The sequence below is a fragment of the Acidimicrobiales bacterium genome (genome assembly GCA_022452145.1).
Taxonomy (GTDB): Bacteria; Actinomycetota; Acidimicrobiia; order Acidimicrobiales; family MedAcidi-G1; genus UBA9410.
Map to the genome: position 1 here is coordinate 129,788 of JAKURY010000004.1, position 11,561 is coordinate 141,348.

Sequence of the window (11,561 nt, forward strand, 5' to 3'; positions counted from 1 at the left end):
AAGCCGGGGTGACGACCGGGTCAGGCGGTGCTGATGGCCGACCAGACCTTCTCGGGGGTCATGGGCATGTCCAGGTGGCGGATCCCCCACGGCGACAGCGCGTCGATCACCGCGCTCTGCACGGCTGCGGTCGAACCGATGCTCCCCGACTCGCCGATGCCCTTGGCGCCCAACGGGTTCCTGGGCGTCAGCGTCTCGGTGAAGCTCCGCTCGTAGCTCGGGACCTCCATGGTCGACACGGCGGTGTAGTCGGCCAGGTTGGTGGTCTGCGGGTTGCCGTCCTCGTCGTAGCGGAACTCCTCCAGCAGCCCCTGGGCGATGCCCTGGGCCAGCCCGCCGTGGATCTGTCCGGCGGCCAGGAGCGGGTTCATGATCCGACCAGAGTCGTCGACGGCGACCACCCGGTCGATGGTGGCCTGCCCGGTCTCGGTGTCCAACTCCACGACCACTATGTGGGTGCCGAACGGGAAGGTGGCGCCGTTCTGGGAGTGGTCCGACAGGCCGGCCAGCTCCTCGTCCGCCGCCGTGGCGATCTCCGCCCACGACCGGGCCACCGCAGGCGTACCGGCCACGTGGAATGCGCCGCGCTCGCGGTCCAGCACAACGTCGCCGGGTGCCGCCTCCAGCAGGTCGGCGGCGGTATCACGAGCCAGATCCACCAGCTTCTCCGAGGCGTCGGCCATGGCCGATCCCGCGATCTGCACGGAACGGGACCCCCCGGTCGTCGACCCGGACGGGATGGACTCTGTGTCGCCGTGGAACACCTCGATCGAATCCAGGGGCACGCCCAACCGGTCGGCGACGATCATCGCCCAGGTGGTGTGGTGCCCTGTCCCGATGGGGGTGGCACCGGTCGACGCCAGCACCGTGCCGTCGCTCCGGAGCCGGACCTCGCCGTACTCGCTCCCGCCGAAGCCGGTGATCTCCACGTAGGTGGCCACGCCGATTCCCATCTGGACGGGGTCCCCGGCCTCGCGGCGGCGCTTCTGTTCAGCCCGCAGGCCTGCGTAGTCGACGGCGGCCAGGGCCCGGTCCAGCGAGCCCTCGTAGTCGCCGCTGTCCATGGAGGTACCGGTCGGCGTGGTGTATGGGAAGGCCTCGGAGGCCACCAGGTTGACCCGCCGGACGTCTGCGACGTCCATGCCAACCTCAGCGGCGAAGAGGTCCATGGCACGCTCGATGGCCGCCGTGGCCTCGGGTCGGCCCGCCCCCCGGTAGGCGCACGTGGGTGCCGTGTTGGTGGCCACGCTCACGGCCGAGAACTCCAGGTTGGCGATGTCGTAGACGCCGCTGGCCAACTGCCTGGTGAACTCGGGCAGGAACGCCCCCCACTTGGGGTAGGCCCCGCAGTCCTGGACCACGTCGAGGCGGTAGTGGGTGACCCGACCGTCACGGGTGCCGCCGATCGTCACCGTCTGCGCCTGGGCCCGTCCGTGTACGTAGGCCGAGAGGTTCTCCGTACGCGACTCCACCCATCGCACCGGCCGGCCAATGAGCCGGGCCAACTGGCCCACGATGACCTCCTCCTCGGAGACCATGCCCTTGGCACCGAACCCTCCACCGACGTCCTTCACCAGCACACGAACGTCGGCCGGGTCCATGCCCAGGTACTTGGCCGTGCCGTCCCGGAAGTCGTGCGTGCCCTGCGAGCTGGCCCAATAGGTGAGCTTCCCGTCGGCGAACGACGCGGCGACCACCCGTGGCTCGATCGACACCGCGGCTACCCGCGAGTTCCAGAGTTCCTCGGTGACCACGACGTCGCAGCCCGAGAAGTCGATGGCGCCGGCCGACGGGATCTGCCACATGACGTTGTCGTCGCGGGCCTCGAACAGCACGGTCTCGGCGGCCACGGAGTCGTGGATCGAGACCACGGCGGTCAAGGGCTCGATGTCGGCCCAGACGGACTCGGCGGCATCGGCGGCCTGGTAGGCGGTCTCAGCCACCACCACGGCCACCGGCTCGCCCACGAACCGGACCCGGTCCCGGGCCAGGAACGGCCGGATGGCCTCGGCGGCGTAGAAGCCCATGGCCGGCGGACGGTCGTCCAGGCCCAGGTCGGCCGCCGTGTGGACGGCCACCACGCCGGGCATGGACCGAGCGTCGTCCACGTCGATGGACAGGATCTCGCCGTGGGCCGCCGTCGAGCGTACGAAGTGGGCGTGGAGCAGGTCCTCGAATGGCTGGTTGGCTACGAACTCGCCCTGACCTCGGATGAGCGTGGCGTCCTCACGGCGCAGCACGGCGTTGCCCAGGATGGAGGTGCTGGACTGGCCGGGAATGCCCCTGGCCGGGATGGTCTCGCTCACCGGTCGCCTCTCGTGTTTCTCCCGGCCGTGGCCGGGCTGGTTGTCGGGTGGTGTGTCGGCCAGGTGGCCTTCTGGGTCGTCGGGTCCGGCGGTCGGGCCCGTCGGCTCACTCGGCGGGATACCGCTCGAGCAGCTTCCGGGCGATCACCAGCTTCTGGATTTCGCTCGTACCCTCGCCGATGATCATCAGCGGGGTGTCGCGAAAGTAGCGCTCCACGGGGAGCTCGGTGGTGTAGCCGTAGCCACCGTGGATCCGCAGGGCATCGGTGGCGATCTCGAACGCCGCCTCCGAGGCGAACAGCTTGGCCATGCCGGCCTCCATGTCGACCCGTTCGCCGGCGTCGGCCCGCCTGGCCGCGTCGTAGGTCATGAGCCGGGCCGCCTGCAGCTTCGTGGCCATCTCGGCCAGCTTGAACTGGATTGCCTGGTGCTCGAAGATCGGCCGTCCGAACGTCTCGCGCTGTTGGGCGTAGCGCATGGCCGCCTCGAACGCGGCCTGGGCCACGCCGACGGACCGGGACGCCACGTTGATCCGCCCCAGTTCGAGCGCGCTCAGGGCGTACCGGCGACCATGGCCGATGCCCTCGTCGCCACCCAGCACGTTGCCGTGCGGGACCCTGTGGTCGACGTAGGACATCTCGACCGTCTCGAGGCCCCTGTACCCGAGCTTGTCGATCTTCTTCGAGACCGAGATCCCCTCGAAGGACTCCCCGGGTTCCTTCTCGACGAGCAGGCAGGTGATCCGGTCGTCCGGGGTCCGGACCATGAGCATGACCAGCGAGGACCGGATGCCGTTGGTGACCCACATCTTCGTGCCGTTCACGACCCACTCGTCGCCGTCCCGCTCGGCCCGGCAGCGCAGCGCACCGGTGTCGCTGCCGGCGTCGGGCTCCGACAGGGAGAAGGCGGCCCTGAAGGACCCGTCGCACATGCGGGGCAGGAAGCGCTGCTTCTGCTCCTCGGTGCCGAACCTGCCGATCATCGTGGCGCCGATCTTGTGGGTGTTGAGGATTCCGGCCAGGGACATGAAGCCGCGCGACAACTCCTCGATGATCCGCGTGTAGGTGGTGATGTCGAGGCCCAGGCCGCCGTACTCCTCGGCGATGGTCGACCCGAAGAGGCCGAACTCGCACATCTGGTCGAACATGGCCTGCGGGAACGTGTCGGTGTGCTCGAACTCGGAGGCGTTCGGGATGACGTCGCGCTCGACCCACTGGCGGATGGTGCCGACGATCTCGTCAGCCAGGGCCTGGTCGGTAGTCATGGTTCTCTCCTCCTCCTCGGGGTTCTCAGGCCGCGTCAGGGTCCCGATGTTGCGTCATGGGAAGCAGGTAATTCCAGAAGTAGAACCCGGCGCCGGCGTCCTTCATGGCCAGACGGGCCCGGTCGAAGGTGAACCCCTCCAGGTCCTCCAGCGAGCTACGCATCTGCTGGTCGCCCATCGCCGCCTCCGGTCTCGTCGGTCGCACGGATCCAGGAGGTCCGCCGCGTGCGGATTCTCACAGTCCGTTGCCTGCGCGGACGAGGCGGGCCGGAAACCGACCGGGCCTACGGACCCGATGGCGGCTCAGGTGGCTTCGGACCGGGCCGTCGACCCGATCCGGCCCAGTAGCGGCCCTGTGGCGAACAGCGAACCGACGGCCACCAGCGAGCAGAACAGGAAGCCGCCGGGACGGTCGGTCAGCGCCACCACGGCGCCGACCAGGAACCCGCCCAGCCCGACGGCCAGGTCGAAGGCCACGCTGAACGACCCGATGGCGTGGCTCCTCTCCGACTCCGGCGCCCGATCCACCGTCAGCACGAACAGGGCGGGGAACAGGAAGCACTGTCCGAGGGCCATGACGACCGCCCCGACGTAGACACCTGTGGCGGTCGTCCAGAGACCGAACACGGCCAGGCCAGCGGCGCTGAACCCCAGCGACAGTCGGGTGGTCGCCAGCGATCCCAACCGGTCGGGTATGCGTGCACCAAGCAGCCGCACGGCGACGACTATGGCGGCGAAGATGGCGAACACCGAACCGCTGGAAGCCACCCCGACGCTCTCGGCGTGCAATGCGATGAACGCCAGGAACCCGGAGTAGCCGAGCAGGCCGATGAACAGGACCAGGCCGGGCCGGATGGCCGCCGGGTGGAGGCGCCACCGGAGAAACGGCGCATCGACGGGATCGGCCGGCCGGCCGGGGGCCGCATAGGCGAACAGGAGAGGCACCAGTCCGAGGAGGGCGGCGACCGTGAACGCCCGATCGTAGCTACCGGCCTCGTACAGCCACTCTCCCAGCCCCGGCCCGATGGCCAGCCCCGTGTAGAGGGTGACCGTGAAGTACGAGGTGGCCTCGCCACGACGATGCGGTGGAGCCAGGTCCTGGACGGCCGAGGTCACGCCGATGAAGTAGGCGGCCTCGCCCACGCCCAGGACCAGTCGGGCGGCGATCACCGCCGGGACGCTGGCTGCGGGGACGAGGAGGAGCATCGACATGGAGACGACCACCGAGCCGACCACCAGCAGGAAGCGTCGACCCCGCCTGTCACCCAGTGGCCCTATGAGCGGTCGCAGGATTGCAGCCGAGAATCCGAAGGCACCGACCGAGAGCCCCACGGCCACGCCGCCGCCACCCAGGCCGTGCTCGACGAACGACGGGACCACCGGCCAGGTGGTCCCCAACGCCAGGAAGTAGGCCAGCGAGCCACCGCACAGGACCAGGAATCGCCCGGTGAGCAACCGGTCGCCCACCTCCGGTCGGTCCATCGGCGCAGGGTACGGTCCATCCCACGGTGACGACGAGGCCGGGGGAACGAACGAGGTCGTCGCCGTCGGGTGCCCTGCCGGTGCAGCTGTTCCGGCCCGACGGCCCGGACCGGGACGTCCACCTGCAAGGCTGCGACGATGGCCCACGCCCCCCGGAGCGACCCGCTCCGGCACGCCGACACGGCGATGGTGTGCAGCATCGACTCCCTGGCCACGAGGGCCGGTGTCGACGCCATGGCCGCCGGCGGGAACGCAGTCGACGCGGCCATCGCCGCCAACGCGGTGCTGGCCGTCACCGCGCAGCACATGTGCGGGATCGGTGGCGACCTATTCGCCCTGGTCCACACCGGTTCCGGCCCACCGGCCTGCCTCAACGCCTCGGGTAGGGCCGGGTCGGGCGCGAATCCGGCCGGCCTGCTTGCCGAGGGCTTCACGTCGATGCCACACAGGAGCGACGTCCGGTCGGTTCCGGTACCCGGCTGCGTCGACGGCTGGTGGGCCCTGCACCAGCGGTTCGGATCGCTACCCCTGGCCGACCTCCTGGCTCCCGCGGTCCGCCTGGCCACCGAGGGCTTCGCCGCCTCGCCCCTCCTGGCAGGCATGGCCGTTCAGGTCCGGGACGTGGACGGCGCCGGGGACTTCACAGGGCTGACCGAAGCCGGAACCCTCGTCACGCGGCCAGGTGTGGCGACCGTGCTCCGTTCCTTCGCCGACGGCGGACGCGACGGCGTCTACCTGGGGGAGTTCGGCGAAGAACTGCTCGCCGTCGGAGGCGGCGAGTACACACGCGGGGACCTCGCCACGCCGGGTGCAGACTGGGTGGATCCACTGGGCCTCACGGTCTGGGGACACGACGTGTGGACGGTTCCGCCCAACTCCCAGGGGTACCTGGTGCTGGCAGCGGCCCGGATCGTCGAGGGCCTGGACCTGCCTCCGGAGGACGACCCGCTCCGGGCCCACCTCCTCGTGGAGGCGGCCCGGCAGGCCGGCCACGACCGGCCCGCCGTCCTGCACGAGCATGCCGACGGCCGGGCCCTCGTGGACGATCGCCTCCTCGACGCCCGCCGGGCGGCCATCCGAACGGGCGCCACAGCCACGCTCGGGGACGGCTGGCTGGACGGCGACACCATGTACATGTGCGCCGTGGACGGCCACGGCATGGGCGTGTCGCTGATCCAGTCCAACGCCGACGGCTTCGGCAGCCACCTGACGCTTCCGGGTCTCGGCGTGTTCCTGCACAACCGGGGCATCGGCTTCAACCTGGACCCCGGCCACGCTGCCTGCTACGGCCCGGGAAGGCGGCCTCCCCATACCCTCTCTCCGGCGCTGGTGACGCGGTCCGACGGTCGCCTCCGTGCCGTCCTGGGAACCATGGGCGGAGACGCCCAGCCCCAGATCGTCCTGCAGATGCTGGTTCGGCTGCTGCTGGACGGGGCCGATCCGGGCCACGTCGTTGGTGGGGGCCGATGGGTGCTCACAGGTGGCAGCACAGGGTTTGAAACCTGGGAGGACGCTGACTCCCTGGAGGTGATCGTGGAGGACCACGCTCCGCAGGCCTGGGTGCCCGGACTGGCCGAGCGTGGCCACACCGCACGGATCGGATTGGGCAACTTCGGCCACGCCCACTGCATCGAGGTCACCGACGGTGGCCTCCGCGGGGCGGCCGATCCACGTGCTCTGGTCGGGGAGGCCGCCGGCTTCTGATGGGCCAGATCGTGGAGGCCGTCGGATTCCGATGGGCCGGATCGGGCGGTTGGGACGGCTTCGGTGCATGATCAATCCATGGTCGCACCGAGGAGGGAATACACGACGGTCGTCATCGAGCGGGAGATCGCCGCACCCCGGACGGTGGCCTTCGACGCCCTGTGCACCCTGATCAGCAAGGCCACAGGCGGCTACGTCCTCGACGGCTACCCGGCCCCCCACGGCCTGGGAGCCCGACTGGAGTTCTCGCTCGGCGACCTGGACCTTGTCGAGGAGGTCATCTCGTTCGAGCCGCCATGGCGCCGGGTCTACGAGCTGACCGGGGCGCCGGTGGCCCTCTACCAGGGCACCACGCTGTTCACCGACCGGGGTGCGGCATGCCTAATGGCCTGGTCGCTCCTGATCGACCCATTGCCCGATGGCAGGAGCAACGACTTCGTCGCCAATGCTGAGGCCTTCCTGACCCGCTTCGCCGATGCCGTGAAGGCCCGGGCCGAGGCGGAGGCCTGAACCACCACCACCCGCCGGGCATACACCAGAGTTCCGACCACCCGACCTACGACCTAAGCCACCACCGGGAGAACCCATGCGCATTGCCCTGAACGCCTCCGCCGAACTGCTCCACGCCGACCTGGGACGCCTCCGCGACCACGCGGCACGGGCGGCGGACGACGGCTTCTCCGGCTGGTGGCTGGCCCAGACCGGCCTCATAGACGCCCTCACGGCGTTCACCGCCATGGCGGACACGGCGCCGGGCCTGGAGTTCGGCACTGCGGTGATTCCCACGTTCCCCCGCCATCCCACGGCGCTCGCCGGCCAGGCCCTGACGGCCCAGGCAGCCCTCGGTGATCGACCCCTGGTGCTGGGAGTCGGCCTGTCGCACCGTCCGATGATCGAGGGGATGCTGGGCCTGTCGTTCGACCGGCCGGTCCGCCACCTCATCGACTACCTGGAGGTCCTCCAACCCCTTCTAGAGACCGGCTCGGTGGCCTATGCCGGCGAGGCGTTCACTGCCCATATCGACACCGGTCGACCGACCGAGCGCGCTCCGTCGGTGATGGTGGCGGCCCTCGGCGAACAGACCCTGAAGGTCGCTGGACGCCGCACTGACGGCACCATCCTCTGGATGGTCGGGCCACGCACCGTGGCCGAACACATCTGCCCGCGGATGACCGAGGCGGCCGCAGCAGCCGGTCGGGAGGCTCCCCGGATCGTGTGCAGCCTCCCGACGTGCGTCACCGACGATGCCGGGGCTGTCCGGGATGCGGCAGCGACCGTCTTCGAGATTTACGGACAGCTGCCGTCCTACCGGGCGATGCTCGACCGGGAGGGAGCCCGCCACCCCGGCGACGTCGCCATCGTCGGCACCGAGGATGAGGTAGCGGCGCAACTGGCCGGGCTGGCCGACGCCGGTGTGACCGACTTCTCGGCCCTCGAGTTCGGCACGTCGACCGACGAGTTAGTCCGGACCAGGGCGCTACTGAAGGACCTGCTCTAGGGCCCGACCGGCCCGTTCGCCCGCGGTAAGCAGGTCCGGCGTCAACCGGCACCGGATGAGACTCCACACGTCTGCGACGCTAGGGTGGAGCCAAATCTGACGGACCGTCAGAAACGCTCAGGAGCCTCCATGACGACCATCCCACGTATCATCTCGGTCGACGACCACGTGGTGGAGCCGCCCGACCTGTGGACCTCGCGCCTGCCGGCGAAGTACCAGGACCGGTGCCCCCGGGTCGAGCGCGACACGGCCGAGTTCAACTTCGAGGGCGGCGTCTTCTCGTTCGAGAAGGGGGTCGAGGGCGGGGGGATGTGCGACTGGTGGTTGTACGACGACCTCGTCTATCCCTTCCCCAAGCTGTCAGCGGCCGCCGGCTTCGACGAACTCGACGTCGTGCCGGTCACCTTCGACGACATCCTCCCGGCCAGTTGGAAGCAGAAGGAACGCCTGGTCGCCATGGACGAGAACCACGTCGACGTGTCGATCTGCTTCCCCAACGTGCTTCCCCGCTTCTGCGGTCAGGCCTTCCTTGAGAGGGACGACAAGGACCTGGCCCTGCTCTGCGTGAAGGCCTACAACGACTGGATGATCGATGAGTGGTGCGCCGGCGACGGCGCAGGCCGGCTTATCCCCTTGACCCTGATCCCCCTCTGGGACCCGGTCGCCGCGGCCGTCGAGGTCCACCGGTGCGCCGAGAAGGGCGCGTTTGCCGTGGCCTTCTCCGAGAACCCGTACCCGCTGGGCCTGCCCTCTATCCACGACAAAGACAGGTTCTGGGACCCGTTCTTCCGGGCCTGCGAGGAGACCGACACCATCGTCAACATGCACATCGGGTCCAGCTCCAAGATGCCGTCCACCTCGCCCGACGCCCCGTTCTCGGTGTCGTCGACGATCACGTTCGCTAACGCCATGGGGTCCATGTGTGACTACATCCTGTCCGGGATGTTCGTCCGGTTCCCGAAGCTGAAGATCGCCTATGCCGAGGGCCAGGTGGGGTGGATGCCGTACGTCGTGGAACGCATGGACAAGATCTGGGCCGAACGGGGCGATGCCAGCTTTGGAATCGACCTGCCCGAACCGCCCAGCTCGTACATCCAGGGCCACATCTGGGGCTGCATCTTCGACGACGAGATCGGCCTCAGGAACCGGGACGTAATCGGCATGGACCAGATCTGCTTCGAGGTGGACTTCCCGCACGCCGACACCACCTACCCACACACCCTGGACGTGGCCACGAAGATCTGTGACGCGGCAGGCCTGGACGACGGCGAGGTCTACAAGCTCATGCGGGGCAACGCCATAGAGGCCTTCGGCCTGCAGCGCTTCGGCATCACGAGCTGACCGGGCCCTAGACGGCAGGAATACTCCTGCCAGTGGGCCCGACGCCGGTTGGAGGTGACCCCGCTACGGCCGTGTGAACGCCGGGCTGAGGGCGTCGCGGGGGATGTCCGCCTTGTCCAGCGGCGTCGCCACCTCGGCAACCGACGGTCCGATGCGGGCGACCAGCGGAGCCAGGACCTCTGCGTCGAACCGGTACACCTCGACGGCGTTGTCGGTGAAGATCCTTCGCAGGTCGGCCTCGTCCCAGTCACTGAACGACCGGCGGAGGTGCTCACGGTTGTAGGGAAACGTGCCCTCGTGGTGCGGGTAGTCGCTCCCCCACATCACCTTGTGCACGCCCACCTTCCGGATGGCCTCGGCCTCCGAGGGACTGGGGAAGCTGGCGCCGATCCAGACGTTCCGGTCGAAGAACTCGCTGGGCTTATCGGGCAGCACCAGGTCGGCCGGGAAGCCCAGCTCGCCCACCCGACCCGACGACATCTGGCGGTGGTAGCCGTCCATCCGACGCAGGTCCTCGAGTACCCAGGCGACACCCTGTTCGGTCATGACGTACTTCAGCTCGGGGAACCGGTCGAACACCCCAGACATGATCAGGTGCGAGAGGTTCCGGTGGGCGAAGAACGGCACCTCCAGGAGGTACATGAGGCTGGCCGCCGGGGCGTCGCCGTAGTTGGGGTTGCCCGAGCCACCGTGCTGGGTGACCACCAGGTCGAGGTCCCGACAGACGGCCCATAGCCGGTCGTAGACCGGGTCGTAGAGGCCGGGCATTCCCGAGTCCGGTGGCACGGCGGGCAGCATGAAGCTGCGGAAGCCCTGGTTGGCAGCCCACTGGAGGTCGATAATGGTGTCGTCCAGGTCGTTCAGGAACACCTGGGGCAGGCCGCAGCGGCGTTCCGGGAAGGCGGCGCACCAGTCGACCAGCCAGCGGTTGTGGGTGCGGATGCCCTCGAGGCGTCGCTCGTAATCGGCCCGGTCGGTGGCTGGGTAGGTGATGAGCGCCCCGGTCGGAAAGAACGGCGGCACGGTGTTCGGGAACGAGATCTCGGCCGCCACGCCTTCTGCGTCCAGGTCGCCGTTGCGCCGCTCGTCGTCCCAGTTGCGAGACCGACCGTCGTCCTGGAGGTCCCGGAACGGGTTGGTGTAGCCACCCCGCCACTCGGCGAAGGCCTCCCGGTAGCTCGGGGAGAGATACTCCTCGTAGGCCTTCATGTTCCCGCCGGCGTGGCAGTCCGACGAGATCAGCGTGTAGTTGGGCGATTCGGCGACGGTGCTCATGGCGCTCCTCGGGGTCGGTTCGATCGTAGGGGCGGGGTGACGGGCAGTCACATTTGTCTATGTAGCTTAGACAAATGTCTACTATGCTTGCAACGTGGCACGGAAGCGGGGCATCACCCATGGGGACGTGGTCGGGGTTGGGCTGGCCGTGCTCGACGACGCCGGCGTCGACTCGCTCAGCCTCGCAGCGGTGGCAGACCGGCTGGAGGTACGACCCCCGTCGCTCTACGCCCATGTCGACGGCCTCTCCGGCCTACGGCGCGACCTGGCCCACGCCGCCACCGTGGAGTTCGGCGAGGTGCTCAGGGACTCGGTGCTGGGCCGAAGCGGTGCCGACGCCGTCCGCTCGTTCGCCGAGGCCTACAGGGGCTGGGCCACCGACCTTCCCGGTCGCTATGACATGACGCTGCTGCCCATAGACGGCGATGACGCCGAACGGAGGGCGGGTGCCCGACTCGCCCTAAGCGCCGTCCAGGCGGGGATCCGGGGGTTCGGCATCGACGACGATGGTGCTGTCCGCGCAGGCCGGTCGATGCGGGCCTCCATGGACGGCTTCTGCCGCCTCGAGAACCTGGAAGCCATGGGGCGCGGCGACCACGACGCAGACTTCGCATTCCTCGTCGAGCTCCTGGTCGACGGCATCACCCAGGCCGGCCGGGACTCTCAGTAGCCGGACCTCCGGAAACAGCCC

10 protein-coding genes are annotated in these 11,561 nt (G+C 69.2%); 5 read left to right on the forward strand and 5 right to left on the reverse strand.

What is annotated here, in order from left to right:
* Positions 1-20: 20 nt before the first annotated feature.
* From MK177_02625 to MK177_02640, 4 genes are all read right to left on the reverse strand, one after another.
* A complete protein-coding gene (locus tag MK177_02625; GenBank protein MCH2426212.1) occupies positions 21-2,306 on the reverse strand; it encodes a xanthine dehydrogenase family protein molybdopterin-binding subunit in 2,286 nt (761 codons plus the stop codon).
* A 106-nt stretch (positions 2,307-2,412) separates the two neighbouring features.
* The gene (locus MK177_02630; GenBank protein ID MCH2426213.1) at positions 2,413-3,570 is read right to left on the reverse strand and encodes an acyl-CoA dehydrogenase family protein; all 1,158 of its coding nucleotides are present in this window, start codon (positions 3,568-3,570) and stop codon (positions 2,413-2,415) included.
* 25 nt (positions 3,571-3,595) lie between these two features.
* A complete protein-coding gene (locus MK177_02635; protein MCH2426214.1) occupies positions 3,596-3,748 on the reverse strand; it encodes a hypothetical protein in 153 nt (50 codons plus the stop codon).
* Between the two features lie 125 nt (positions 3,749-3,873).
* Positions 3,874-5,052: an MFS transporter gene (locus MK177_02640; GenBank protein ID MCH2426215.1), complete on the reverse strand. Its 1,179-nt coding sequence runs from the start codon at positions 5,050-5,052 to the stop codon at positions 3,874-3,876.
* A 138-nt stretch (positions 5,053-5,190) separates the two neighbouring features.
* On the opposite strand from MK177_02640, the gene MK177_02645 reads away from it, so the two are divergent.
* The 4 genes from MK177_02645 to MK177_02660 all read left to right on the forward strand — a co-directional run bounded on the left by MK177_02645 (position 5,191) and on the right by MK177_02660 (position 9,595).
* Positions 5,191-6,756, forward strand: coding sequence for a gamma-glutamyltransferase (locus tag MK177_02645; protein MCH2426216.1), 1,566 nt, complete (start codon positions 5,191-5,193; stop codon positions 6,754-6,756).
* Between the two features lie 78 nt (positions 6,757-6,834).
* Positions 6,835-7,266 (forward strand): hypothetical protein, encoded by a 432-nt coding sequence (locus tag MK177_02650; GenBank protein ID MCH2426217.1) that lies wholly within the window; start codon positions 6,835-6,837, stop codon positions 7,264-7,266.
* Between the two features lie 76 nt (positions 7,267-7,342).
* Positions 7,343-8,254 (forward strand): TIGR03564 family F420-dependent LLM class oxidoreductase, encoded by a 912-nt coding sequence (locus MK177_02655; protein MCH2426218.1) that lies wholly within the window; start codon positions 7,343-7,345, stop codon positions 8,252-8,254.
* A gap of 129 nt (positions 8,255-8,383) precedes the next feature.
* Positions 8,384-9,595 (forward strand): amidohydrolase, encoded by a 1,212-nt coding sequence (locus MK177_02660; GenBank protein ID MCH2426219.1) that lies wholly within the window; start codon positions 8,384-8,386, stop codon positions 9,593-9,595.
* Positions 9,596-9,658: 63 nt separating this feature from the next.
* Here the strand turns inward: MK177_02660 and MK177_02665 are convergent, their stop codons facing one another.
* A complete protein-coding gene (locus MK177_02665) occupies positions 9,659-10,870 on the reverse strand; it encodes an amidohydrolase (GenBank protein ID MCH2426220.1) in 1,212 nt (403 codons plus the stop codon).
* Between the two features lie 94 nt (positions 10,871-10,964).
* Between MK177_02665 and MK177_02670 the strand changes: the two genes are divergently transcribed.
* The gene (locus MK177_02670; GenBank protein MCH2426221.1) at positions 10,965-11,540 is read left to right on the forward strand and encodes a WHG domain-containing protein; all 576 of its coding nucleotides are present in this window, start codon (positions 10,965-10,967) and stop codon (positions 11,538-11,540) included.
* Positions 11,541-11,561 lie beyond the last annotated feature (21 nt).

Bases quoted from the DNA above. Each gene is read 5' to 3' on its own strand.
- MK177_02630 (MCH2426213.1), bottom strand. From the start codon at position 3,570: ATGACTACCGACCAGGCCCTGGCTGACGAGATCGTCGGCACCATCCGC.
- MK177_02635 (MCH2426214.1), bottom strand. From the start codon at position 3,748: ATGGGCGACCAGCAGATGCGTAGCTCGCTGGAGGACCTGGAGGGGTTC.
- MK177_02640 (MCH2426215.1), bottom strand. From the start codon at position 5,052: ATGGACCGACCGGAGGTGGGCGACCGGTTGCTCACCGGGCGATTCCTG.
- MK177_02645 (MCH2426216.1), top strand. From the start codon at position 5,191: ATGGCCCACGCCCCCCGGAGCGACCCGCTCCGGCACGCCGACACGGCG.
- MK177_02650 (MCH2426217.1), top strand. From the start codon at position 6,835: ATGGTCGCACCGAGGAGGGAATACACGACGGTCGTCATCGAGCGGGAG.
- MK177_02655 (MCH2426218.1), top strand. From the start codon at position 7,343: ATGCGCATTGCCCTGAACGCCTCCGCCGAACTGCTCCACGCCGACCTG.
- MK177_02660 (MCH2426219.1), top strand. From the start codon at position 8,384: ATGACGACCATCCCACGTATCATCTCGGTCGACGACCACGTGGTGGAG.
- MK177_02665 (MCH2426220.1), bottom strand. From the start codon at position 10,870: ATGAGCACCGTCGCCGAATCGCCCAACTACACGCTGATCTCGTCGGAC.